The organism is Aeromonas sp. FDAARGOS 1410, from assembly GCF_019048745.1.
In the GTDB taxonomy this organism is placed as follows: Bacteria; Pseudomonadota; Gammaproteobacteria; order Enterobacterales; family Aeromonadaceae; genus Aeromonas; species Aeromonas jandaei.
Genome location: NZ_CP077401.1, coordinates 3,366,425 through 3,391,910 on the forward strand (window position 1 = coordinate 3,366,425; position 25,486 = coordinate 3,391,910).

Sequence of the window (25,486 nt, forward strand, 5' to 3'; positions counted from 1 at the left end):
CACAAGGCTAAAGTCCCATCGCCTACCCCCTCTTCCTGACCAGACAGGGGTTGCCGCAACAGGAGCGCCCCCAGATATACCCCGACAACAGGTATGACCCGACAACAGCTATGGGCTTTTATCGAGAGTTGTTTACATTTAGAATGCCGCCGCCAGGATGCTCACGGTATGGACCCTATGGATACGCTCGCCCATCTCTTTGCTTACGTGCAGCAGTGGCTGCTCACTCCGATCTGGCACTGCCTGACCGGACTGCTTGATTTCAACGGGCGGCTTGGGCTCCCCTTCCTGCTGATATCCGGCCTCATTGCCTACCTCCTCTACCGTGTGCGCCGGCGCCAGCAAGGCCCGGCAGCGGGCAGTTTCGCCGGTTTTCTCGGCGGCCGGGCCATCTGGCTGCATCCCTCCGCCCTGCTCGATTATCAGTACTATCTGGTGCGCGCCCTGCTCCATGTGGCCCTGATCGTGCCGATCCTGACTCTGCTCAACCCCTGGCTTTTGCAGGCAACGGATATTACCTCCGCGCTTACCCGCCAGTGGGGGGAGCGTCCCCGTCTGGCCGAGGCTAGCTGGCTGATGATGCTTTATGGCCTCGGGGTATTTCTGGTCAGCGATTTCGTCCACTACTGGCTGCACCGTGTCTTTCACAGCCGCTGGCTGTGGGAGTTTCACAAGGTGCACCACAGCGCCACCGTGCTGGTGCCGCCGACCGCCAGCCGTATTCATCTGGTGGAAAAGCTCGCTGAAATCCTGCTCAAGGGGAGCGCGCTCGCCCTCTACTCCGGTGCCTTCTACTGGCTGTGCGGAGGAATCGTGCGCCCCTACACCCTGTTTGGGGTGGGCTATCTGGTGTTGATCTTCAACTCGCTGGCCGCCAATTTGCGCCATAGCCATATCTGGCTGTCGTTTGGCCCGCGGCTGGAGCATATCTTCAACAGCCCGGCCCAGCATCAGATCCACCACAGCCGGGATCCCCGCCACTTCAACCACAACTTCGGTATCAATCTGTCGCTGTGGGATTGGTGGTTCGGTACTCTTTACGTCACCAACCACCAGCCAGAGCCCCTCACCTTCGGGGTCGGCCCGAAAGACAATGTGCGCTACAGCCGCCTGAGCGCGCTGATCCTGCGCCCCTTTCTGGTCACGGCCCGCAAGCTGTGGCATGCCCTGCCCCGTCCACGCAGTCGCAAGCCGCAGCCTGATTTACGGTAGTTACGCTCTGCGCACCATAAGTCCGCGCCTCGCAGCACCCAACCCGTCGTGATAAAAAAGCCCCCGCCATTGCTGGCGGGGGCTTGTCATCTATGCAGAGCGAGTCTAGCTCGCTCGCAGAGTGTTAGCGGTTGTTCACCCGCTCGTGCAGCTCCTGCACCGAGTTGACGCTGGCAGTGGCATCAACACTGATGGCCATGCAGGTCGCGAATGCCTCGTTCATGGTGGTGGTATACGCCACCTTGTTCTGCAGGGCGGCGCGGCGCAGCTGCTTGGAATCCTCGATGGCCACCCGCCCTTCGGCGGTGTTGACGATATAGGTGTACTCGCCATTCTTGATGCGGTCGAGAATGTGCGGGCGACCTTCGTGCACCTTGTTGACCAGACGCGGGTTGATGCTCGCCTCGCCCAGCGCGACAGCGGTGCCGTGGGTGGCGTCGAGCTCGTAACCCAGCTCCAGCAGCTTGGCGGCCAAATCGACCACCTGAGCCTTGTCACTGTGACGCACTGACAAGAGGGCACGACCCTCTTTCGGTACTGCGTGGTTGGCACCCAGCTGCGCCTTGGCATAGGCCTCGGCAAAGCTGCTGCCCACACCCATTACCTCGCCGGTGGAGCGCATCTCCGGCCCCAGCAGCGGGTCAACCCCCGGGAACTTGGCGAACGGCAGTACCACCTCTTTCACCGAGTAGTAGGGCGGGATGATCTCTTTGGTAAAGCCCTGCTCTTTCAGGCTCTGACCGGCCATCACGCGGGCGGCAATCTTGGCCAGCGGCGCACCGGTCGCCTTGGAGACGAATGGCACGGTACGGGCGGCACGCGGGTTCACCTCGATGAGGTAGATATCATTGCCCTTGACCGCAAACTGCACGTTCATCAGGCCGATAACACCGAGCTCCAGTGCCAGTTTGCGCACCTGCTCGCGGATCTCGTCCTGAATCTTCTTGGACAAGGTGTAGGGCGGCAGGGAGCAACCGGAGTCACCGGAGTGAATACCGGCCTGCTCGATGTGCTCCATGATGCCGCCGATAACCACATCGGTGCCGTCGCAGATGGCATCCACGTCCAGTTCGGTGGCATCGTCCAGGAAGCGGTCCAGCAGTACCGGCGATTCGTTGGAGACGCTCACCGCCTCGGCGAAGTAGCGACGCAGGTCGGTCTCGTCGTAGACGATCTCCATGGCGCGGCCACCCAGCACGTAGGAGGGGCGAACCACCAGCGGGTAGGTGATGCGCTCGGCCACCACAACCGCCTGCTCCAGCGCGGTGACGGTGCCGTTTTCCGGCTGCTTGAGACCGAGGCGCTCGACGGCAGACTGGAAGCGCTCGCGGTCTTCGGCGCGGTCGATGGCATCCGGGCTGGTACCGATAATCGGCACGCCGTTGGCTTCCAATGCCCGTGCAAGCTTCAGCGGGGTCTGGCCGCCGTACTGGACGATAACGCCCTTGGGTTTCTCGATGCGCACGATTTCCAGCACATCTTCCAGGGTCACCGGCTCGAAGTAGAGGCGATCCGAGGTGTCGTAATCGGTGGAGACGGTCTCCGGGTTGCAGTTGACCATGATGGTCTCGTAACCGTCTTCGCGCAGGGCCAGCGCCGCGTGTACGCAGCAGTAGTCAAACTCGATGCCCTGACCGATACGGTTCGGGCCGCCACCGATGACCATGATCTTGTCGCGGTCGGTGGGGTTGGCCTCGCACTCCTCGTCATAGCTGGAGTACATGTAGGCGGTGTTGGTGGCGAACTCGGCGGCGCAGGTATCGACCCGCTTGTAGACCGGGAAGATGTTGTGGCGGGCACGCAGCTTGCGCACTTCCCCTTCGGCCACACCGAGGATCTTGGCCAGACGGGCATCGGCAAAGCCCTTGCGCTTGAGGGCGCGCAGGAAGTCGGCATCGAGACCGGCCATGCCGCGCTCTTTCACCTCTTCCTCCAGCTTCACCAGCTCTTCAATCTGCACCAGGAACCAGGGGTCAATCTTGGTCAGCTTGAAGATGCCGTCCATGGAGAGGCCGGCGCGGAAGGCGTCAGCGATGTAGAAGATACGCTCGGCGCCGGCATCCTGCAGCTCGTGGCGGATGCGGGTCAGGGAGTCCGGGGCGTTCAGATCCACCATGGGGTCGAAGCCCGCCTTACCGGTCTCGAGACCGCGCAGCGCCTTGTGCAGGGACTCCTGGAAGTTGCGGCCGATGGCCATCACTTCACCGACGGACTTCATCTGGGTGGTCAGACGGTCGTTGGCACCGGCGAACTTCTCGAAGTTGAAGCGCGGCACCTTGGTCACCACGTAGTCGATGGCCGGCTCGAAAGAGGCCGGAGTGCGACCGCCGGTGATGTCGTTCATCAGCTCGTCCAGGGTGTAACCGATGGCGAGCTTGGCGGCGATCTTGGCGATGGGGAAACCGGTCGCCTTGGAGGCCAGCGCAGAGGAGCGCGACACCCGCGGGTTCATCTCGATGATGACCATGCGGCCATCTTTCGGGTTGATACCGAACTGGACGTTGGAGCCGCCGGTCTCGACGCCGATTTCGCGCAGTACCGCCATGGAGGCGTTGCGCATCAGCTGGTACTCCTTGTCGGTCAGCGTCTGGGCTGGCGCGACCGTGATGGAGTCACCGGTGTGGATACCCATGGGGTCGAAGTTTTCGATGGCGCAGACGATGATGCAGTTGTCGTTGCGATCCCGCACCACCTCCATCTCGTACTCTTTCCAGCCAATCAGCGACTCGTCGATGAGCAGCTCTTTGGTCGGGGAGAGATCCAGACCGCGCTCGCAGATCTCGACGAACTCTTCGGTGTTGTAGGCGATGCCGCCACCGGAGCCACCCATGGTGAAGGAGGGACGGATGATGCAGGGGAAACCGACCATCTGCTGCACGCCCCACGCCTCTTCCATGTTGTGGGCGATGCCGGCACGCGGGCACTCGAGGCCAATGCTGCGCATCGCCTTGTCAAAGCGGGAGCGATCTTCGGCCTTGTCGATGGCGTCGGCGGTGGCACCGATCATTTCGACACCGAACTCGGCCAGCACGCCATGCTTCTCCAGTGCCAGTGCGCAGTTGAGCGCAGTCTGGCCACCCATGGTGGGCAGGATGGCATCCGGGCGCTCTTTCTTGATGATTTCGCGCACTACTTCCCAGGTGATGGGCTCGATGTAGGTGGCGTCCGCCATCTCCGGGTCGGTCATGATGGTGGCCGGGTTGGAGTTGACCAGAATGACGCGATAGCCCTCCTCGCGCAGGGCTTTGCACGCCTGGGCGCCGGAGTAGTCAAATTCGCAGGCCTGGCCGATGACGATGGGGCCGGCGCCGAGGATCAGGATGCTCTGAAGGTCGTTACGTTTTGGCATGAAACTCTTTCCTCTATTCCTTAGGCGCGATACTGCTTGATCAATTCAATAAAGTGGTCAAAGAGACCGGCACAATCGTGCGGGCCCGGGCTCGCCTCGGGGTGACCCTGGAAGCTGAAGGCCGGACGGTCGGTGCGATGGATGCCTTGCAGCGACCCGTCGAACAGGGAGACGTGGGTGGCGCGCAGGCAATCCGGCAGGCTGTTCTCATCTACCGCAAAACCGTGGTTCTGGGCGGTGATCATCACAGTGTTGTCGTCCAGACTCTTGACCGGGTGGTTGGCACCGTGGTGGCCAAACTTCATCTTGACGGTCTTGGCTCCGGAGGCCAGACCCAGCAGCTGGTGACCCAGACAGATGCCGAACACCGGCGTGTTGGTATTAAGGAAGGTCTTGATGGCGTCGATGGCGTAGTCGCACGGCTCGGGGTCGCCGGGGCCGTTGGAGAGGAAGATGCCATCCGGGTTCAGCGCCAGTACTTCGGCTGCCGGGGTCTTGGCCGGGACTACGGTCAGGCGGCAGCCACGGTCAACCAGCATCCGCAGGATGTTGCGCTTGACGCCAAAATCGTAGGCCACCACGTGGTATTTCAGCTGGTCGGCATCCGGGGTGACGTGCCCCTTGCCGAGCTGCCAGCTCCCTTCGGTCCAGTTGTACGCTTCACCAACCGTCACCTCTTTGGCCAGATCCATCCCCTTCAGACCGGGGAAGGCGCGGGCCTGTTCGAGAGCATAGGCTTCATCGACCTGTTTGCCGGCCAGAATGCAGCCAGCCTGGGCGCCTTTCTCGCGCAGGATGCGGGTCAGTTTGCGGGTGTCGATGTCGGCGATGCCAACGATATTGTGAGACTTGAGGTATTCGGAGAGGGATTGCTGATTGCGGAAATTGGAGGCAAGTATCGGAAGGTCTCGGATGATCAATCCCTGAGCATGGATTTGACTGGACTCTTCATCTTCGCTGTTGGTGCCGGTGTTGCCTATATGGGGGTAAGTGAGGGTGACTATCTGACGGGAATAAGAGGGATCGGTGAGGATTTCCTGATAGCCCGTCATCGACGTATTGAAAACCACTTCACCAACGGAACATCCCTCGGCGCCTATCGACACGCCTTTGAATACAGTTCCATCTTCCAGCACTAGCAATGCAGTGTGATTCAAGACAACCTCCAGTTATTTAGCTTTAAATTCAGCAATTTACCTGGGTGTTGCGGGCTCGGTTCCGGCCTTGGACAGGACTCGAACCCGGCAGATTTCTGGCAAATTGGGCGCATTCTACTTAAAAAAAGTGGCATTTCAACGTCTTTTCTCAGACGGAATGCATCTAAATTCAATAAAAAAGCAACATTACCCATTATCTATGCACTCAATTGCTTTTCAAGCCCCTGCAGCAAAAGAAAATTTGAAACCAGACCAAAAAACTTCGAAAACCACGACAAAATAGACGAGGTACAATCTTAAACCCTTTAAAAACAACATATTAAAAAACACCACAAGAACAACCAAAGTGCGAATTTGTGCCTTCTGCGTGTAGTTTTGTTGACACCAAAAACAGCAAACGTTTTTCTGTGTTTGAATTTTTAGTCCATTTGGAGTGATGTGAAAAAATGGCTGTGGACGCCGTAAATGCACCAAAGATTGTTACCTTGTGATGACATTTCAAGGCAACAAAAGGAGTGGGAAAAATGAAATGACTGTTTTTGCCTGACTGAATCAAAAAAAGCACACTAACCAGTGTTTACGTAACTTTTTGCTCAGCAAACAGCAAAAACCCCGGCAAGCCGGGGTTTGGTCAGACAGGATAATCAGACAGAAGAAAGCGGAAGAATCACTTCAGATTGAGCACATCCTGCATGTCATAAAGACCGGCGCCCTGCTGGCGCAGCCACTTGCCGGCGCGCACGGCACCGTTGGCAAAGGTAAGGCGGCTGGAGGCCTTGTGACTGATCTCCACCCGCTCGCCGATATCGGCAAACATGACGGTGTGCTCACCCACCAGATCGCCGGCGCGGATGGTGGCAAAGCCGATGGTGTTGCGATCCCGCTCGCCGGTGATCCCCTCGCGGCCATAGACGGCGCACTCTTTCAGATCCCGGCCCAGCGTCTTGGCCACCACCTCGCCCATGGAGAGGGCAGTGCCGGACGGCGCATCCACCTTGTGGCGATGGTGGCCTTCGATGATCTCGATGTCGGTATAGTCACCCATCACCTTGGCGGCCTGCTCCAGCAGTTTGAACACCAGATTGACCCCGACCGAGTAGTTGGAGGCGAACACGATACCGATCTGCTTGCCTGCCTCTTTAAGGGCTGCCTTACCTGCCTCGTCAAAGCCGGTGGTGCCAATCACCATCTGCTTGTGGTGGGCCAGCGCAAAGGCCAGATTGGCCAGGGTCACCTCGGGACGGGTGAAGTCGATGATGAGGTCGAACTGGTCACGCACCTTGTCGAGGCTGTCGCTAATCGCCACCCCCAGATGACCCAGCCCGTTGAGATCGCCCGCATCCAGACCGATCACCGCCGACCCCGGCCGCTCCAGCGCCGCGCCAACCACCACCCCTTCGGTGTTAGTGACCGCCTCCAGCAGCACCTTGCCCATACGACCATTACAGCCCATCACGGCCACACGGATCGGATTGTCCATCTCCACCCTCTCATCTCTTTTAATTATGGAAAGAGACCGTTTTACCAGCCTGCGTCTGCTTTGAAAAGCCCGCCGTGCGCCAGCTGACCAAACCGACAAATGGACAGACTTTTCGTTTAAATCCGAATATTTAACGGATTTAATCAGAACGGCCAAATCGACCGACAAAAAACCTTATCCATCTGGACGTCTATCTTGACCGGGCGGGGTTGACTCACTACTGTGGGCCCCCCGATGCGGCAGGATGCCCGCGCTGTTTTCCCCCTATCCCGACCCGATAAAGGCACAAAGCAGTTCACGACAGGAGGTCATTGTTCAATTTCAGAGGAACACATGATCCAGACCCAACCCAGTGCCAGGGCCTTGCTGCCGCTACTGGTCTTTCTCGCACTTTTTATCGGTACCGGTACCTGGCTGACCCTGCAAGGGGTCGAGTTCGCCTTCTATCAGCTGCCCGCCCCTGTTGCCGCCCTGCCAGCCGTGATGCTGGCGCTGCTGCTTGGCAAAGAGGGCTTCAACAGCAATCTGGAGACCTTCTTCAAAGGGGTCGGCCACAGCAACATCATGGCGATGTGCCTCATCTATCTGCTGGCGGGCGCCTTTGCCAGCGTGGCCAAGGCCACTGGCGGCGTTGACGCCACCGTGGCGCTCGGTCTGTCGCTTATCCCCGGCTGGGCGCTGCTGCCCGGACTGTTCCTCATCTCCGCCTTTATCGCCACTGCCATGGGTACCTCCATGGGCACCATAGGTGCCGTGGCGCCGGTGGCCCTCGGTGTGGCGCAGGCTGCCGGTATCGATCCTGTGCTGATGGCAGGCACCATCCTCTCCGGCGCCATGTTTGGCGACAACCTCTCCATCATCTCCGACACCACCATAGCGGCCACCCGCAGTCAGGGGTGCGAGATGAAGGACAAGTTCCGCGAGAACTTCAAGATTGCCGCCCCTGCTGCCATTGCGGTGATCCTGCTCTATCTGGCGCTCGGCTCCGTCGGCGCGGCGCCCGCCAAGGCCGGTGCCGTTGACCTGCTCAAGGTGATGCCCTACCTGCTGATCCTCGGTCTGGCGCTCTCTGGCATGAACGTGTTCGTGGTGCTAGGGATCGGCATTGTCGCCGCAGGCGCCGTCGGCATGATCAATGGCTACGCCATCGGCCAGTTCAGCAAGGATATCTATCAGGGCTTTACCGGCATGCAGGAGATCTTCCTGCTCTCTATGCTCATCGGCGGCCTCGGCGCCCTGATGGAGCGTCAGGGTGGTCTGGCCTGGATCAGCGATCGCATCGGTGCCCTGATTGCCCGCTTTACCCGCAGCCACCATGGCGAGCAGAACGAGAAAGCGGCCGAACTCGGCATCGCCGGGGTGGTGAGCCTCACCAACCTCTGCACCGCCAACAATACCGTCGCCATTATCGTTGCGAGTAAGGTCGCCCGCGATCTGGCCGAACATCACGGCGTCACCCCGCGCCGCGCCGCCTCCATGCTGGATATCTTCTCCTGCGTGATCCAGGGACTCATCCCCTGGGGCGCACAGGCGCTGCTGCTGGGCTCCATCTTCGCCCTGTCACCGCTGGCGGTAGTGAGCATGAGCTTCTACCCGATGGCGCTGGCACTGGCCGCGCTGGTCGCCGTCTTTGTCAAACACCAGATGCGCCAGCGTTGATCCTGTGGGTACCGGCCCTCGCCGGTACCCGCTTTTCACCCCGTCCCCACGAGAGAATATGTTAAGGTAAGGGCCATGTACGCCCTGCCGTCCATTGCAGTCAGCCCGGAGGTTCCCCATGCAAGAGTCCCAGCCCGAACGTCAATCTCTTCGCCAACTGGTACGTCAACGCAGAAAGAGCCTTAGTCCGCTCGAACAGCAGCAGGCAGCCCAACAGCTGCTGGCCCAGTTCAAACAGCACCCCGAGATCCTCGCTGCCAAGCGTATTGCCCTCTATCTGGCCAATGACGGGGAGATCAATCCCCTGCCCGCCATCCACTGGCTGTGGGCCCAGCAGAAAGAGGTCTATCTGCCGGTGCTCCACCCCTTTACCCCCGGTCACCTGCTCTTCTTGCGTTACACCGCCACCAGCCCCATGGTGCGCAATCGCTACGGCATCGAAGAGCCCGAGTTGGATATGCAGCAGGTGGTGCCTCATAGCACCCTCGATCTCATCTGCACCCCTCTGGTCGCTTTCGATGGCGACGGCAATCGCCTCGGCATGGGGGGCGGCTACTACGATCGCACCCTCGCCATCTGGCATGAGCACAGGATGGGCCCCAAGCCGCTGGGCATTGCCCACGACTGTCAGCAGGTGGATGCGGTACCGCAGGAGGTGTGGGATGTGCCGCTGCCCCAGATCATAACCCCGAGCCGCTGCTGGCGCTTTGAATAAGCGGTTGCAGGCTACCAACAGGGGGGCTAGCTCCCCTTCTGTGCGCGCAAACGCAGAATAAACAGGCAAACGATTTACTTCCTGCCCCTTTTTGCCCCGGAACGTGAGCAACATGGTCGCGACGGGCTACGGGGTTGGATATAATGCGCCCGCTTTTTTCTTAAGGAACGATCATGACTCAAGATGAAATGAAGAAGGCGGCCGGTTGGGCTGCGCTCAAGTATGTGGTTCCCGGCACCATCGTCGGGGTGGGCACCGGCTCTACCGTCAACCACTTTATCGACGCGCTGGCGACCATGAAGGACGAGATCAAGGGGGCGGTATCCAGCTCCGTGGCCTCTACCGAACGCCTCAAGGGCTTCGGCATCACCGTGTATGATCTCAACGAGATCGACGCCCTCTCCGTCTACGTGGATGGCGCCGACGAGATCAACGGCACCCGCGACATGATCAAGGGCGGCGGCGCAGCCCTGACCCGCGAGAAAATTGTCGCCGCCGTGGCCGACAAGTTCATCTGCATCATCGACAACACCAAAACCGTCGACGTGCTGGGCAAGTTCCCGCTGCCGGTCGAAGTGATCCCCATGGCCCGCGAATACGTGGCCCGCGAGATCAAGAAGCTGGGCGGCAATCCGGTCTGGCGTGAAGGCGTGGTCACCGACAACGGCAACCACATCCTGGATGTGAAGGATATGGCCATTACCGACGCCAAAGGGCTGGAAGTACAGCTCAACGCCATCGTTGGCGTGGTCACCAACGGCCTGTTCGCCCACCGTGGCGCAGACGTGGTGGTGATCGGCACCCCGGATGGCGTGGTTATCCAGTAATCCCCCCGTGGATGCAAGACGGCGCCTCATGGCGCCGTTTTTATTTATTCCTCAACAAGTTGCAAAGCTCCGTTTACAACAATCGTTGATAACTTCAAAGAATTTGACTTTCGTCACAAATATTCCCTCTCCCAAACGTTTTTGCTACTTTACGGTTTTCTTCGCACACCAAATCTGCACTTACGTTTGCACATACAGAGGGATCGTCATGACCGCCAAGTTTTCATTGGACAAGGATAAAATCAAGGTACTGCTGCTGGAGGGGGTTCACCCCAACACCGTAGAGACCTTTCGTGCCGCAGGTTACACCAGTGTGGAGTATCTCAAGACCTCTCTCTCCGAAGAGGAGCTGATTGAGCGGGTTCGCGACGTCCACTTTATCGGGCTGCGCTCGCGCACCCAGATCACCGAGAAGGTACTCGATGCGGCCCCCAAACTGGTCGCCATCGGCTGCTTCTGCATCGGTACCAACCAAGTCGAGCTGGAAGCTGCCCAGATCCGCGGCATTCCGGTTTTCAACGCCCCCTTCTCCAACACCCGCTCGGTGGCCGAGCTGGTACTGGGCGAGATCCTGCTGCTGCTGCGCGGCATCCCCGAGAAGAACGCCAAGTGCCATCGCGGCGTGTGGGAGAAGCTGGCCAACCGCTCGGTGGAGGCGCGCGGCAAGAAGCTCGGCATCATCGGTTACGGCCACATCGGCACCCAGCTTGGTATCATCGCCGAGAGCATCGGCATGAAGGTCTACTACTACGACATCGAGAACAAGCTCTCGCTGGGCAACGCCATCCAGGTGCCCAATCTGGTGGAGCTGCTCAACATGTCCGATGTCATCAGCCTGCACGTGCCGGAAACCGCCTCTACCAAGGATCTCATCGGTGCCGAGCAGCTGCGGATGATGAAACCGGGCGCCGTCTTTATCAACGCCTCCCGCGGCACCGTGGTGGATATCGATGCGCTGGCTGACGTCATCAAGAGTGGCCATATCTCCGGCGCCGCCATCGACGTCTTCCCGAGCGAGCCCAAGTCCAACGACGAAGAGTTCCTCACCCCGCTGCGCGGGCTGGACAATGTCATCCTCACCCCCCACATCGGTGGCTCCACTCAGGAGGCGCAGGAGAACATCGGGCTGGAGGTGGCCAACAAGCTCATCAAGTACTCCGACAACGGCTCCACCCTCTCTGCCGTCAACTTCCCGGAAGTGTCGCTGCCGGGCCACAAGGGCTCCAGCCGCCTGCTGCACATTCACCGCAACCAGCCGGGGGTGATGAACCAGATCAACCAGATCTTCGCCGAAGAGGGGATCAACATCGCCGGTCAATACCTGCAGACCAGCAGCCATATCGGCTACGTGGTGATCGACGTGGAGACCGAGCACAGCGAGAAGGCGCTGGCCAAGCTCAAGGAGATCAACGGCACTATCCGTGCCCGCATCCTCCACTGATAGACCCTGATCTGCGCAGCAAAAAGCCCGTCGTGATGACGGGCTTTTTTATGATGCGATGCTCAACGCACGTCCGAGCCGTTGCTCCTTTCCCCCTTTTCCCCTCGTGGGAGAAGGGGGCAAGATATGTGCTCTACCACAATCCCAACAGATTGCGGCCTACCAGCGCCCCCCACACCAGCGCATTGAGAGCCAGCGCGATAAAGACGGCGGCAGAGCCCAAATCCTTGGCGCGGCCGGAGAGCTCGTGATGCTCGGGGCCGATGCGATCGACCACCGCCTCGACGGCGGAGTTGAGCACCTCGACGATCACCACCAGCCAGCTGATGATGATGAGCAGCAGGATCTGGTTGAGGGAGTCGCCAATCCAGAAGGCCAGTGGCATCAACAGCAGGATCAGCATCAGCTCCTGCCGAAACGCGGCCTCGTTGATCCAGGCTGACCTGAGTCCTTTCATGCTGTAACCGGCTGCATTGATGATGCGGGTGACCCCGGTTGCCCCTGGCTTTGCCACGCTATCTACCTCATTTGGAATCGATTTTGGCTTCACATCCTATCAGAGCCCCCCAAGGTTTCAATCGGTGGACTTTTGCTTTATTTTATCCCTTTGCATTTTCGCCCCCTGCGGCTGACACCACCCACTCGAGACTTGAGTTGTATGTCCATTCACACAGATGAATTGCGCACCCGTCGCCTGGAGTCACTGATCACTCCGAGCGAGCTTGCCCACGCGTTTCCGATCACCGACACCGTTGCCCAGAATCTGCTGGATGCCCGTCGCGAAGTGGAGGCCATTCTGGCCGGAGAAGATCAGCGCCTGCTGGTCATTGTCGGCCCCTGCTCCATCCACGATCCTGCGGCCGCCCGCGAATATGCCCAGCGCCTCAACGCCCTGCGCGAGCAGTATAAAGAGAGCCTCTGCATCGTGATGCGCACCTATTTCGAGAAGCCGCGCACCATCGTCGGCTGGAAAGGGCTCATCAACGATCCGCGCCTCGATGGCAGCTTCGATGTCAACGAAGGGCTCAAACTGGCGCGCAAGCTGCTGGTCGATATCAATGAACTCGGCATGCCCACCGCCACCGAGTTCCTCGATATGGTGACCGGCCAGTACATTGCCGACCTCATCACCTGGGGCGCCATCGGCGCGCGTACCACCGAATCCCAGGTACACCGCGAGATGGCCTCCGCCCTCTCCTGCCCGGTCGGCTTCAAGAACGGCACCGACGGCAACACCCGCATCGCCATCGATGCGGTGCGCGCCGCCCGCCACAGCCACATCTTTTACTCCCCGGACAAGGACGGCAAGATGACCATCTACCGCACCGCCGGCAACCCCTTTGGTCATGTGATCCTGCGTGGCGGCCACCGCCCCAACTACGACACCGCCAGCATCGACGAAGCGTGCGAAGCGCTGGCCGATGTGGGCCTGCCGGAGCGGCTGGTAGTCGACTTCAGCCACGGCAACAGCATGAAGGATCACCGTCGCCAGCTGCTGGTGGCGCAAGACATCTGCGATCAGCTGCGCCGCGGCCGCACCGGCATCGCCGGTATCATGGCCGAGAGCTTCCTGGTGGAAGGGCGGCAGGATGTAGAGAACGGCTGCGCCGCCACCTTCGGCCAGAGCATCACCGATGCCTGCCTGTCATGGAGCGACACCGAAACCCTGCTGACCATGCTGGCAGAAGCCGCGCAGGTACGCCTGAGCAAGCTGGCGCGCTAACCCGCGTTACCCGAGATACACAAAGGGCCGGATATCCGTGATATCCGGCCCTTCTTTTTTGCCTTGCCACCCTTATCCGTTCGCACTATCCCTCCCGTCAGATCGGGCAACCCGCTCACAGGGCCCGCCACCGCCAGCAAACGGCCGACTCACTGCCAACACGATGGGTATAAATTTAATTTATGGATTTTCCCTACATGACCAAACTTTTACTTATACCGAGCGATTGACCACTCAGGCTGCTCACGATTGGTTGCTGTATTCCGGTAGAGAGCAACTTCCGATCAAGGGGATAAATTGGCAACCGGCACAAGGTGGGAAATCGTGAAGCAGGGAGCCCCGGCAACAGGCAATACAGGCAATACAGGCAATACAGGCAAACAGAGAGCACATGGCGCAGAGGCGCCCTTGTCGGCGCCTGCGTCACTCACAGCGTGGGCATAAACCAGACCCGCCCTGCAGCTTCGATGCGGTCGGTGCGGATCTGGAACACCTGCTCCAGCAGCACCTCATCCACCAGCTCGACGCCCCCCTCGCGCACTACGGTGCCCTGTTGCAGGCAGAGAATGCGGTCGGCCCAGTCGATAGCCAGATTGATATCGTGGATGGCGAGTACCACCAGCAACCCCTGCCCGGCCAGGGTTTTCAGCAATCGCAATAGGGCAAGCTGATGATGCAGGTCGAGCCCCGCCAGCGGCTCGTCCAGCAGCAGCACCTTGCCTGCCGGATTGAGGCTCGGCCACACCTGCAGCAGGGTGCGGGCAATCAGCACCCGCTGCTGCTCGCCTCCCGACAACCGGCTGAAATCCCGTGCCAGCAAGCCATCCAGCTCTAGCGCCTGACACAAGGCGGTGATCGCCTCGTTCTGCCTGCTGGCCGGGGTGGTCTCGGCGAGCCCCAGACTCAGCACCTGAAACACCGGAATATGAAACAGCTGCGGCTGGCGCTGGGGCAACATGGCGCGCCGCTGCGCCAGCTCCGGCCAACTCAGCTCCGCGACCGGCTCGCCACCGATCTGCACACTCCCGCCAGCCGGCAAGATGCCGGCCAGGGCGCCAAGCAGGGTCGATTTGCCGCTGCCGTTGGGGCCGAGCAACGCCACCAGCTGGCCGCCCTGCCAGCCGATATCGAGGGGGGCGAGCCGGTTGGCGACGGTGAGCCCCTGCGCGGCCAGCAGGGGAAGGCGTTGGCTCAGTGCATCACGAGGCGGCATGGGCATCTTGTCTCAGCAGCAGATAGATAAAGAGCGGCGCACCGACCGAGGCGGTGATGACGCCGATGGGCAGCTCGCCGGCATTCAAGGCAGAGCGTGCCACCAGATCGGCGGCCAGCAGCAGGGCCCCGCCACCCAGCGCCGAGGCTGGCAGCAGGAAGCGCTGATCGCTGCCGCCACAGAGCCGCAGCAGATGGGGCACCACCAGCCCGACAAAACCGATGACGCCGCACAGGGATACCGCCAGTCCGGTGAGCAGGCAGACCGCCAGCACCAGCCGCACCCGCATCCTGTCCACATCCAGCCCCATCAGGCGGGCCTGGGTCTCCCCCAGCAGCAACTGTTGCAGCACCTTGCCCTGGCGGCAGAGCCAGAGCAGGGTGAGCGGCAACAGCAGCCACCACCAGCCAAGCTGCTGGCTGCCATAGGAGAGGCTGCCCATCATCCAGAACATGAACTCGCGCAGCGAGCTGTCATCAGCGAAATAGAGCAGCCAGGTCATGGCGGCATTGGTGAGAATACCGATGGCGACACCAAACAGCAGCAATCTGGCATGGCCCAGCCGGGCGCGCCGCGCCAGCCGAATGAGCAGCATGGTCACCAGCAGGGCGCCACCAAAGGCCGCCAGCGACAGCCCCCAGCCGGGCAGATAGACGCCGAGCGCCTTGGCCACCGCCATCGCCACCATGGCGGCCAGTCCGGCTCCGCTCGAGACGCCAAGCAGACCGGGTTCGGCCACCGGGTTGTGCAGCATCACCTGCAACACGGCGCCGCCACAGGCGAGTGCCGCCCCTGCCAGCAAGGCCAGCAGGGCGCGCGGCAGACGCAACTCCAGCAAAATGCGCTGCTCAAGCTCCCCCAGCGGCTGCCAGGGCAGCAGCACAAATTCACCCCAGGCGAGGGAGAAGAGAAAAAGCAGCAGGGTCAGCAGCAAGAGGCCAAGCAGCCAGCGCCGCTGCCAGCGCTGCTGACGCGCAACAAGTGAGAGATACAAGCAGGTTCCCCGCAACGAAAGAGGGTTTCTCCCCCGGTTGGCCACTCTGGCCGCGGAGGAGAATCGAGAGGTGGAATGATAACAGCGCCGTGCCACCCGAGGTCAAGGCTGATAGGGTCTGGCGATTTGCTGGATCTCGCCGTTTACCACCAGCGTTTGCAATGCCTGCGCCAGCGGCAACTTGAGATCCTGATAGGGTGAGCGTTTGCTCATCCCCAGATACAGGGTGATGGGACGGGCTGGCCGGTAAGGGGCTTTGGCCAGGGCAAGGGCCGGTTCGCGGCTTAGGGCGTAATCGACCTGACAATCGGTGCCAATCATCAGCGGCAGGTGGCCGCGCTGCACCATGCGCAGCAGCTGATCTTCGGTAGCGACCCCGTGCTTGTCGAGCCGGATGTCGCTGTCAAACGGTTCAAAGTAGGCGGAGTTGAGCACGAATCCCACCTTGACGCCCAGCAGGTGACTGTATTGATCGAGCCGGGCCACCTGCTCGCGCTTGCCATAGAAGGCGGGCCAGCACTGGTAGTAGGCCGGTTGCAGATAATCGATAAATTGTGCCCGCTCCGGGGTGTGGGCCAGTCCAATCATCAGATCAACCTGTCCGGTCTGCATCTGCTTGAGCGCCCGCCCCCAGGGCATCCGTTTCACCTGCAGCCGGATGCCGCTCTCCTGCTCCAGCCGGTGCAGGATCTCGATATCGATCCCCTGCAGCTGACCATCTGGCTGCAAAATGCGAAAGGGGGGCCAGACATCGGTCGCAACCGTCAGCGTCGGAATCGCATTGACCCACCCCGCGGCAAACAACAGTAACAGCACAATCCTGTATAACTTGCCCATTCCGCACCAACCTCGCACGGCTCATCCTGATAGCTTAAAAATACCCTGCCCCACCGCGTATGAAAACTATCGGTTCAGGGATAAAATGCGCCGAATTTGCGAGGAGAACCCAATGAACCCGATTTTCACCAGTATCGGTCTGCTGCTGTGCAGCAACGTCTTCATGACCTTCGCCTGGTACGCCCACCTCAAGAGCATGAATCACAAACCCTGGATCATCGCCGCCCTGGTGAGCTGGGGCATCGCCCTGTTCGAATACCTGCTGCAGGTGCCCGCCAACCGCATCGGCCATACCGTGCTCTCCGTGGGGCAGCTCAAGATCCTGCAGGAGGTGATCACCCTCACCGTGTTCGTCCCCTTCTCCATCTTCTATCTGAAAGAAGATCTGAAATGGGACTACCTGTGGGCCGGGCTCTGTATTCTGGGCGCCGTCTTTTTTGTCTTCCGCGAGAAACTGACCGGCGCCTGACGCTGTACACTCAAGGACATTCGAAGTAATGGCATCTGCTTGATAGACGAGGCAAAACCATGGAATTGCGAGACATGTTACAGACCCTGGCCAAACAGGATGGCTCCGACCTCTATCTGTCGACCGGCGCCCCCCCCTGCGCCAAATTCAACGGGGTACTGCGCCCCCTGAATGAGACACCGCTCAACCCGGGCGATGTGGCGGCCATTGCCGAGGCCATCATGGACAAGGAGCAGAAGGAGCAGTTCGAGCGGGAGCTGGAGATGAACCTCGCCATCTCGCTGCCGCAGATCGGTCGTTTCCGGATCAACATCTTCAAGCAGCGCAACGAAGTGTCGCTGGTAGCGCGCAACATCAAGACCGAGATCCCCCGCTTCGAAGATCTGAAACTGCCCCCCGTGCTGCTCGACACCATCATGGAGAAGCGCGGACTGGTGCTATTCGTTGGCGGTACCGGCTCGGGTAAATCGACCTCGCTGGCCGCCCTCATCGACCATCGCAACCGCAATAGCGGCGGCCACATCATCACCATCGAAGATCCGGTGGAGTTCGTCCATCGCCACCGCAAGAGCATCATCAACCAGCGGGAAGTTGGCGTGGATACCCGCAGCTTCCACGCCGCCCTGAAAAACACCCTGCGTCAGGCGCCGGACGTCATCCTTATCGGGGAAATTCGCGACCGCGAGACCATGGAGCATGCACTGGCCTTCTCCGAAACCGGCCACCTCGCCATCTCCACCCTGCACGCCAACAACGCCAACCAGGCGCTGGACCGCATCATCAACTTCTTCCCGGAAGAGCGCCGCCCCCAGCTGCTCAACGACCTTGGCAACAACCTCAAGGCGTTTGTCTCCCAGCGGCTGGTGAAGACCACCGATGGCGGCCGCCGGGCCGCGGTAGAGATCATGCTGGGCACCCACACCATCCGCGACATGATCAAGCGCGGCGAGTTTGGCGGCCTCAAGGAGGTGATGGAAAAATCCAAGGCCCTCGGCATGGTCACTTTCGACAGCGCCCTGTTCGACTTGGTGGTGGAGGGAGTGATCGACGAGGAGGAGGCGGTGAAGAACGCCGACTCGGCCAACAACCTGCGCCTCAAGATCAAGCTATGGAAGGAGAAGGGCCAGATCGCCAGCAGCAGCGATGCTACCGGCTGGAGCCTCGAACCAACCAAGGACGACAAGGGCGACCATTTCTAACCCCGTTTATCTGCCGGCAACGCTTCCGCTGCGCCGGCAATCCCTCCCCTCAATCTGCTCACCGCCTTAACACCAGCGCCGCACCTGCTGGCAATAGCGAGCATACTCTTCGCCGAACCGGGCACTGAGCAGCCGCTCCTCCGGCATGATCTGGAAACGGGTCAACCAGAGCGCCAGCAGTGCCGGGCCAGCCCAGACCCAGACTCCCCCGAGATAGCAGCCCCAGGCGGCCAGCCAGCAGAACAGCCCCAGATACATGGGATTGCGGCTGATGCGATAAACGCCACCGGTAACCAGATGACGGGTTTCATGCGGCCGGGTGGGACTGACGGTGGTCTTGTGATGCCTGAAGCGAAACAGGGCGCCAAAGCCCATGATGGCCCCCGCAACAAACAAAAGGGCGATGAGGCCCCACATCCCCATTCCGGGGGGTGTCTCTCCCCTGACCCACCACATGGCGGCGGCACAGCAGACAAACACCAGTGGCGGTGGCAGGCGCAACTCCAGATTGACCATTTTTTTCCCCTGAAAAGTGTCGGAACAACCACGCCTGCGGTAGACTCAATCGCTTGTCCAAGTCTGCCGAGAGTGACAAAGATCATAATAATAACAACAAGTTGACGTTGAGCTACAGCCAATGTGACCAACTCGACCCACACTATCCTCACGCGAACAACAAAAAGGAACCACCATGCACAAGAAAACACTGCTGGCCACCCTGATCCTCGGCCTGCTGGCCGGGCAAGCGGTTGCAGCCCCCTACCTGCCGCTGGCCAGCGATCACCGCAACGGCGAAGTCCAGACCGCCAGCAATGCCTGGCTGGAAGTTGATCTCGGCGCCTTCGAGCACAATATCCAGACCCTCAAGGATCGCCTCGGTGACAAAGGGCCGAAGATCTGCGCCATCATGAAGGCGGATGCCTATGGCCACGGTATCGATCTGCTGGTTCCCTCGGTGGTTAAAGCGGGTATCCCCTGCATCGGGATCGCCAGCAATGAAGAAGCTCGTGTCGCCCGCGAGAAGGGCTTCACCGGTCGTCTGATGCGGGTGCGTGCTGCCACCCCGGACGAAGTGGAGCAGGCCCTGCCCTACAAGATGGAGGAGCTTATCGGCAGTCTGGTGAGTGCCCAGGGCATCGCCGATATCGCCCAGCGCCACCACACCACCATTCCGGTGCATATCGCCCTCAACTCCGCCGGCATGAGCCGCAACGGCATCGATCTGCGGCTGGCCGACTCCAAGCAGGATGCGCTGGCCATGCTCAAGCTCAAGGGGATCACCCCGGTCGGCATCATGACCCACTTCCCTGTGGAGGAGAAAGAGGACGTCAAGATGGGGCTGGCCCAGTTCAAACTGGACTCCCAGTGGCTGCTGGAAGCAGGCAAACTGGATCGCAGCAAGATCACCATCCACGCCGCCAACTCCTTCGCAACACTTGAAGTGCCGGACGCCTACTTCGACATGGTGCGCCCGGGTGGCCTGCTCTACGGTGACTCCATCCCCTCCTACACCGAGTACAAGCGGGTAATGGCGTTCAAGACCCAGGTTGCCTCCGTCAACCACTACCCGGCCGGCAACACCGTCGGTTATGACCGCACATTTACCCTCAAGCGCGACTCCTGGCTCGCCAACCTGCCGCTCGGGTACTCCGACGGTTATCGCCGCTCCCTGAGCAACAAGGCCTATGTGCTGATCCAGGGCCAGAAGGTGCCGGTGGTCGGCAAGACCTCCATGAACACCATCATGGTGGACGTGACCGACCTGAAAGGGGTGAAACCCGGTGACGAGGTGGTGCTGTTCGGCCGTCAGGGAAGTGCCGAGGTGAAACAGGCGGATCTGGAGGAGTACAATGGCGCCCTGCTGGCGGACATGTACACCATCTGGGGCTACACCAACCCCAAGAAGATCAAGCGCTAAGCAGATCTCTTCCATGAAAAAGGGCTCCCGCGGGAGCCCTTTTACTTGTTTGCCAATTATGCCGTTTTCTTGCGGGTCACCCAGAGACTCAGCCCCATGGAGGCCAGCAGGATCAGCGCGACCACGCCCAATGCGATGCCGGTCGGGATCTTGAAGATATCCAGCAGCAGCATCTTGACCCCGATAAACATCAGGATCAGCGCCAGGCCATATTTGAGCAGGGCAAAACGCTCGGCCACGCCCGCCAGCAGGAAGTACATGGCACGCAGACCCATGATGGCGAAGATGTTGGAGGTCAGCACGATAAAGGGATCCGTGGTCACCGCGAAGATGGCCGGGATGCTGTCTACCGCGAAGATGAGATCGCTCACCTCCACCAGCACCAGAATGAGCAGCAGCGGCGTGGCGTAACGCACGCCGTCACGCCAGACGAAGAAGTTCTCCCCCTCCAGCGTCTCGGTCACCTTGAAGCGACGGCGCATCCAGCCCAGCAGCGGGTTGTTGGCCAAATCTGGCTCCTTATCGGCCGCCCACAGCATCTTGGCACCGGTCAGCAGCAGGAAGGCGCCGAACAAGTAGAGGATCCAGTGGAACTGCTCGATAAGCCAGCTACCCGCAAACACCATGCCGGCCCGCATCACGATAGCACCCAGTACCCCGTACAGCAGCACCCGCCGCTGCAGCTCGGCCGGAATAGCAAAGTAGCCGAACAGCATCAGCCAGACGAAGACGTTGTCCACCGCCAGCGCTTTCTCGATGAGGTAGCCGGTGAGGAACTCCAGCCCCTTCTGGTTGGCAATTTCACGGCCTGCGCTGTGATCCAGCCAGAGCCAGATAGCCAAGTTGAAGAGCAGCGCCACGCTGACCCAGATAAGGGACCAGATGCCCGCCTCTTTGAGCGACACCTTGTGGGATTTACCGCCACCGACAAAGCGTATGTCAATCCATAACAGGACCAGCACTATGCTGAAGAAACCGGTCCACATCCACCATTCACCCATATTCACTTCTCCCAAAAACGACAAAACCCACGACCGAGAGGCGTGGGTTTGCGTTTGGAGCAGATACACCTTGCCTCTCGGCAAGGTCTCACTTACAGCCAATTTTCATCGACTGCCCGGCTGCCGGGTGCACTGCAGGAAATGGGTGCACCGTAATGACGACAAACCAGCGAGAAGTTACTCCCCTTGTTGCGCGGATATTAACAGCGGTAAAAGATAACGCCAAGAGGCATCTTCACCCTGACAGCAAAAAAACGGGGCGCTGTATGAGCGCCCCGTTATTTGCATTGCGACCAGCGCAATCAGAGCGGATCCACCTTGAGGCAGGAGACGGCGTGATCGAAGTTGCCCTCCAACACAGGGCGGGTCTTGGCACACTCGGGGCCCGCCACCGGACAGCGGGTGCGGAACACGCAGCCTGACGGCGGATTCATCGGCGATGGCAAATCCCCTTCCAGGATCTGGATCACCTTGTTGCGCTCCAGCTCCGGATCCGGGATCGGCACCGCAGACATCAGCGCCTTGGTGTAGGGGTGCAGCGGATTGGCAAAAATCTCCTTGCCGGTCCCCAGCTCAACGGCGTTGCCCAGATACATCACCAGCACCCGGTCGGAGATATGTTTAACCACCGACAGGTCGTGGGCGATGAAGATAAGCGACAGCCCCATCTCCTTTTGCAGGGATTTGAGCAGGTTGACCACCTGCGCCTGGATAGAGACGTCGAGCGCCGACACCGGCTCATCGCAGATGATCATCTTGGGCTCGAGGATCAGCGCCCGGGCGATACCGATCCGCTGGCACTGGCCGCCAGAAAACTCGTGCGGGTAGCGGTTGACCAGGTTGGGCAAGAGCCCCACCTTGCTCATCATGGCCCGCACCTTCTCCTTCACCTCTTCCCGTGGCAGATTGGGATAGAAGGTGATGAGCGGCTCGGCAATGATGTCGCCGATGGTCATGCGCGGGTTGAGGGAGGCCAGCGGATCCTGGAAAATCATCTGGATCTCTTTGCGCTTCTCGCGCAGGGCATTCTGGTCGAGCTTGGTAAGATCATCCCCCAGCCACACCACCTTGCCCGCCGTCGCCGGCACCAGACCGATGATGGCGCGGGCAAAGGTAGATTTGCCGCAACCGGACTCACCCACCACCCCGAGGGTTTCCCCTTCGTAGAGTCGCAGAGTAACACCATCGACCGCCTTCAAATCGGATGGCTTGGCCCATGGCCACGCCTTGCCACTCTTGATACTGAAGTGCACCTTGAGGTCGGACACTTCCAACAGCAATTTCTTCTCGGCACCCATTTAGTTGGCCCCCTTGTTCATGGCATCCGATACCCAGTGGCAGGCGCGCTCCCGGCCGTCGTTGAACGGCGTCAGGATTGGCGACTGCTGGCCGCAAATCTCGCTCACCCGGTGGCAACGCTCCTGGAAGGGGCAGCCGGTGGGCAGACGCAGCAGGTTGGGCGGATTGCCCGGGATGGTGGGCAGCACTTCCCCTTCGGTATCGAGACGGGGAATAGCTCGCAGCAAACCTTCGGTATAGGGGTGGCTCGGGCGATAGAAGATATCGTCTACCTTGCCGTACTCCATGGTACGACCGGCGTACATCACCAGCACCTTGTTGCAGATACCGGCGACCACGCCAAGGTCATGGGTGATCATGATGATGGCGGTGTTGAACTCGCGCTTTAGCTCGTTCATCAGGGTCATGATCTGGGCCTGTACGGTCACGTCGAGCGCGGTGGTCGGCTCATCGGCGATCAGCAGTTGCGGGCGGCAGAGCAGTGCCATGGCGATCATCACCCGCTGGCGCATACCGCCGGAGAACTCGTGAGGATACATCCCCATCCGCTTGCGCGCTTCGGGGATCTTCACCGCATCCAGCATCCGCACCGACTCCTCGAACGCCGCCGCCTTGTTCATCCCCTTGTGCAACATCAGCACTTCCATCAGCTGATCCTGCACCTTCATGTAGGGGTTAAGCGAGGTCATAGGGTCCTGGAAGATCATGGCGATCTTCTCGGAGCGGATCTTGTTGAGCTTGGACTCGGGGAGATTGAGGATCTCTTCACCCTGAAATTTGGCGGAACCGGTGATCACGCCGTTCTTGGCCAGCAAGCCCATGATGGCAAAGGCGGTTTGGGATTTGCCGGAGCCGGACTCGCCGACGATCCCCAGGGTTTCACCGGCGGATAGGGAGAAGTTGAGGTCGTTGACCGCCACCACATTGCCATCCGGGGTCTTGAACTCGACCCGCAGATCTTTTACATCCAGTAATTTCATAAAAACTCCTTATCGATCTTTCGTGACGTTTTCCTGTCGATCCGATTCGCTGTCAGCGATGGGTGGCCACACACTTGCTGGCAGCCACTTGCCGCCTTGATTAGCGATCCTTCGGATCGAGGGCGTCACGCAGACCATCCCCGAGGAAGTTGAAACAGAACAGGGTCACCACCATGAAACCGGCGGGGAACAGGAGTTGCCAGATGGCCACTTCCATCGACTTGGAGCCTTCATCCAGCAGAGCCCCCCAGCTGGTCATGGGCTCTTGCACGCCCAGGCCAAGGAAGCTCAGGAAGGATTCGAACATGATCATCCCGGGCACCAGCAGGGTGGCGTAGACCGCCACAATCCCCAGCACGTTGGGTACGATGTGACGGGTGATGATCTTCCACTTGGAGACACCGCAGACGTGGGCCGCCTCAATGAACTCCTTGCTCTTGAGGCTCAGGGTCTGGCCGCGCACGATCCGCGCCATGTCGAGCCAGCTTACCGCCCCGATGGCGATAAAGATGAGCGCCAGATTGCGGCCAAAGAAGGTGACCAGCATGATGACGAAGAACATGAAGGGGAAGGCGTTGAGGATCTCCAGTACCCGCATCATCAGGCTGTCGACCCGACCGCCGATAAAACCGGAGGCGGCGCCATAGAGGGTGCCGATAATGACCGCCACCATGGCCCCCATGATGCCGACCATCAGGGAGATGCGGCCACCCAAGAGGGTACGCACAAAGAGATCGCGGCCCAGACTGTCGGTACCGAAGTAGTGACCCGCTTCGATGTCCGGCGCACTCTGCATGGCACCCCAGTCGGGATCGTCAAAGGTGTACTGGGAGAGGTGCGGCCCGACAATGACCGCCAGACCGATGATGGTCAGGATGATCAGGCTGGTGAGCGCCGCCTTGTTGCGCAGGAAACGGCGACGGGCATCCTTCCACAGGGAACGCCCCTCCACCACTTCCACTTTCTGCGCGAATGCCTCGACGGCTTCGCGTTTTTCTGTTGAAACAACCATGATGCACTCCCGAATTAGTAACGGATCTTGGGATCGATAAAGGCGTAGAGAATATCGACCACAGCGTTAAAGGTGATGGTGAGGGCGCCGACCAGAATGGTCAGGCCGAGCACCATGGAGTAATCACGGTTAAGGGCACCGTTAACGAACAGCTGACCGATCCCCGGCAGACCGAAGATGGTTTCGATCACTACGGAACCGGTGATGATGCCGACAAAGGCCGGGCCAAGATAGGAGACCACCGGCAGCATGGCCGGGCGCAGCGCGTGCTTCAGGATGATATGGCGCAGCGGCAGTCCCTTGGCTCGGGCGGTACGGATGAAGTTGGAGTTCATGGTCTCAATCATGCTGCCCCGCATGATCCGCGAGATGGCGGAGATGTAGTACATCATCATGCCAAACACCGGCAGCACCATAAACTGTACGCCACCACCCTGCCAGCCACCGGCCGGCAACCAGCCAAGATGGATACTGAAGATAAGCACCAGCAAGGGCGCCAGCACAAAGCCCGGGATCACCACCCCGGCCATGGCCGACGACATCAGCAAATAGTCGATGATCGAGTTCTGTTTCAGCGCCGCTATGGTGCCGAAAGTGACCCCCAGCGTGACGGCAAAAATAAAGGCGAAGGTACCGATCTTGGCGGAAACCGGCAGCGCCTGGCTCACCAGATCGTTGACGGTGAAGTCCTTGTACTTGAAGGAGGGACCGAGGTCACCCTGCACAAGGTTGCCCAGATAGGTGAGATATTGCATCCCGATCGGCTTGTCGAGGCCATATTTGGCTTCGATGTTGGCCATTACTTCGGGGGGGAGCGAGCGCTCGCTGCTAAAGGGGTTACCCGGGGCGAAACGCATCATGAAGAAGGAGACGGTGATCAAGACCAGCAGAGTCGGGATCGCTTCCAGTAGACGTTTAAAAATGAATTTCAACATAGACAATTCCTGTCCTGTACTGCTTCCAAAGGGTCGCGGTTGTAATAAAGGCCCGCCGTCTGGCGG

Annotated in this window: 22 protein-coding genes; 9 read left to right on the forward strand and 13 right to left on the reverse strand. The window is 60.1% G+C overall.

All coding sequences use genetic code 11. The features are described 5' to 3' along the window. Positions 1 to 177: 177 nt before the first annotated feature. Positions 178 to 1,212: a sterol desaturase family protein gene (locus I6L40_RS15635; protein WP_216995444.1), complete on the forward strand. Its 1,035-nt coding sequence runs from the start codon at positions 178 to 180 to the stop codon at positions 1,210 to 1,212. 124 nt (positions 1,213 to 1,336) lie between these two features. On the opposite strand, the gene carB is transcribed toward I6L40_RS15635, so the two are convergent. The 3 genes from carB to dapB all read right to left on the reverse strand — a co-directional run bounded on the left by carB (position 1,337) and on the right by dapB (position 7,198). Continuing rightward, a complete protein-coding gene (gene carB, locus I6L40_RS15640; RefSeq protein WP_033113583.1) occupies positions 1,337 to 4,561 on the reverse strand; it encodes a carbamoyl-phosphate synthase large subunit in 3,225 nt (1,074 codons plus the stop codon). A gap of 20 nt (positions 4,562 to 4,581) precedes the next feature. Then, positions 4,582 to 5,718: a glutamine-hydrolyzing carbamoyl-phosphate synthase small subunit gene (carA, locus tag I6L40_RS15645; RefSeq protein WP_201960501.1), complete on the reverse strand. Its 1,137-nt coding sequence runs from the start codon at positions 5,716 to 5,718 to the stop codon at positions 4,582 to 4,584. 667 nt (positions 5,719 to 6,385) lie between these two features. Further along, positions 6,386 to 7,198 carry a 4-hydroxy-tetrahydrodipicolinate reductase gene (gene dapB, locus I6L40_RS15650; protein ID WP_216994538.1) on the reverse strand — a complete coding sequence of 271 codons (813 nt, stop codon included), beginning with the start codon at positions 7,196 to 7,198 and terminating at the stop codon, positions 6,386 to 6,388. 333 nt (positions 7,199 to 7,531) lie between these two features. Between dapB and I6L40_RS15655 the strand changes: the two genes are divergently transcribed. The 4 genes from I6L40_RS15655 (at position 7,532) to serA (ending at position 11,840) form a co-directional block, all read left to right on the forward strand. Further along, the gene (locus tag I6L40_RS15655) at positions 7,532 to 8,857 is read left to right on the forward strand and encodes a Na+/H+ antiporter NhaC family protein (RefSeq protein WP_041208560.1); all 1,326 of its coding nucleotides are present in this window, start codon (positions 7,532 to 7,534) and stop codon (positions 8,855 to 8,857) included. 118 nt (positions 8,858 to 8,975) lie between these two features. Then, on the forward strand, positions 8,976 to 9,572 hold the full coding sequence (locus I6L40_RS15660; protein ID WP_071911129.1) for a 5-formyltetrahydrofolate cyclo-ligase: 597 nt from the start codon (positions 8,976 to 8,978) through the stop codon (positions 9,570 to 9,572). Positions 9,573 to 9,745: 173 nt separating this feature from the next. After that, positions 9,746 to 10,399: a ribose-5-phosphate isomerase RpiA gene (gene rpiA / locus I6L40_RS15665; RefSeq protein ID WP_033114342.1), complete on the forward strand. Its 654-nt coding sequence runs from the start codon at positions 9,746 to 9,748 to the stop codon at positions 10,397 to 10,399. 208 nt (positions 10,400 to 10,607) lie between these two features. Further along, entirely contained in the window at positions 10,608 to 11,840 is a 1,233-nt protein-coding gene (serA, locus tag I6L40_RS15670; RefSeq protein ID WP_043849491.1) for a phosphoglycerate dehydrogenase, read from the forward strand. Positions 11,841 to 11,973: 133 nt separating this feature from the next. Here the strand turns inward: serA and I6L40_RS15675 are convergent, their stop codons facing one another. Beyond that, positions 11,974 to 12,354, reverse strand: a complete 381-nt coding sequence (locus I6L40_RS15675; protein ID WP_033114340.1) for a diacylglycerol kinase — start codon at positions 12,352 to 12,354, stop codon at positions 11,974 to 11,976. A gap of 144 nt (positions 12,355 to 12,498) precedes the next feature. On the opposite strand from I6L40_RS15675, the gene I6L40_RS15680 reads away from it, so the two are divergent. After that, complete coding sequence (locus I6L40_RS15680; protein ID WP_041208564.1) at positions 12,499 to 13,563, forward strand: 3-deoxy-7-phosphoheptulonate synthase; 1,065 nt, start codon at positions 12,499 to 12,501, stop codon at positions 13,561 to 13,563. 427 nt (positions 13,564 to 13,990) lie between these two features. Here the strand turns inward: I6L40_RS15680 and I6L40_RS15685 are convergent, their stop codons facing one another. The 3 genes from I6L40_RS15685 to I6L40_RS15695 form a co-directional block, all read right to left on the reverse strand. Further along, a complete protein-coding gene (locus I6L40_RS15685; RefSeq protein ID WP_216994539.1) occupies positions 13,991 to 14,776 on the reverse strand; it encodes an ATP-binding cassette domain-containing protein in 786 nt (261 codons plus the stop codon). Beyond that, positions 14,763 to 15,770 (reverse strand): vitamin B12 ABC transporter permease BtuC, encoded by a 1,008-nt coding sequence (gene btuC / locus I6L40_RS15690; protein WP_201929531.1) that lies wholly within the window; start codon positions 15,768 to 15,770, stop codon positions 14,763 to 14,765. Before btuC ends, I6L40_RS15685 begins: the two co-directional genes overlap by 14 nt. A gap of 102 nt (positions 15,771 to 15,872) precedes the next feature. Next, entirely contained in the window at positions 15,873 to 16,607 is a 735-nt protein-coding gene (locus I6L40_RS15695; protein WP_216994540.1) for an ABC transporter substrate-binding protein, read from the reverse strand. 112 nt (positions 16,608 to 16,719) lie between these two features. Between I6L40_RS15695 and I6L40_RS15700 the strand changes: the two genes are divergently transcribed. Both I6L40_RS15700 and tapW read left to right on the forward strand, forming a co-directional pair. Then, positions 16,720 to 17,076, forward strand: coding sequence for a DMT family protein (locus I6L40_RS15700; RefSeq protein WP_005302630.1), 357 nt, complete (start codon positions 16,720 to 16,722; stop codon positions 17,074 to 17,076). A 59-nt stretch (positions 17,077 to 17,135) separates the two neighbouring features. Further along, positions 17,136 to 18,275: a type IVa pilus ATPase TapW gene (gene tapW / locus I6L40_RS15705; RefSeq protein ID WP_071911119.1), complete on the forward strand. Its 1,140-nt coding sequence runs from the start codon at positions 17,136 to 17,138 to the stop codon at positions 18,273 to 18,275. 66 nt (positions 18,276 to 18,341) lie between these two features. On the opposite strand, the gene I6L40_RS15710 is transcribed toward tapW, so the two are convergent. Continuing rightward, complete coding sequence (locus tag I6L40_RS15710; protein ID WP_071911117.1) at positions 18,342 to 18,791, reverse strand: isoprenylcysteine carboxylmethyltransferase family protein; 450 nt, start codon at positions 18,789 to 18,791, stop codon at positions 18,342 to 18,344. Between the two features lie 175 nt (positions 18,792 to 18,966). Here I6L40_RS15710 and alr point away from each other — a divergent pair, with 175 nt between their 5' ends. Then, positions 18,967 to 20,193 (forward strand): alanine racemase, encoded by a 1,227-nt coding sequence (gene alr, locus I6L40_RS15715; RefSeq protein WP_201929528.1) that lies wholly within the window; start codon positions 18,967 to 18,969, stop codon positions 20,191 to 20,193. Between the two features lie 56 nt (positions 20,194 to 20,249). Here alr and I6L40_RS15720 read toward each other — a convergent pair whose 3' ends face one another. From I6L40_RS15720 to oppB, 5 genes are all read right to left on the reverse strand, one after another. Next, on the reverse strand, positions 20,250 to 21,194 hold the full coding sequence (locus I6L40_RS15720) for a TerC family protein (RefSeq protein WP_041208571.1): 945 nt from the start codon (positions 21,192 to 21,194) through the stop codon (positions 20,250 to 20,252). Between the two features lie 302 nt (positions 21,195 to 21,496). Then, positions 21,497 to 22,492 (reverse strand): murein tripeptide/oligopeptide ABC transporter ATP binding protein OppF, encoded by a 996-nt coding sequence (gene oppF / locus I6L40_RS15725; RefSeq protein WP_216994541.1) that lies wholly within the window; start codon positions 22,490 to 22,492, stop codon positions 21,497 to 21,499. After that, positions 22,493 to 23,473 (reverse strand): ABC transporter ATP-binding protein, encoded by a 981-nt coding sequence (locus I6L40_RS15730; protein WP_041208572.1) that lies wholly within the window; start codon positions 23,471 to 23,473, stop codon positions 22,493 to 22,495. Positions 23,474 to 23,573: 100 nt separating this feature from the next. Continuing rightward, the gene (oppC, locus tag I6L40_RS15735) at positions 23,574 to 24,485 is read right to left on the reverse strand and encodes an oligopeptide ABC transporter permease OppC (RefSeq protein ID WP_041208573.1); all 912 of its coding nucleotides are present in this window, start codon (positions 24,483 to 24,485) and stop codon (positions 23,574 to 23,576) included. A 14-nt stretch (positions 24,486 to 24,499) separates the two neighbouring features. Beyond that, on the reverse strand, positions 24,500 to 25,420 hold the full coding sequence (gene oppB, locus I6L40_RS15740; protein WP_041208574.1) for an oligopeptide ABC transporter permease OppB: 921 nt from the start codon (positions 25,418 to 25,420) through the stop codon (positions 24,500 to 24,502). Positions 25,421 to 25,486 lie beyond the last annotated feature (66 nt).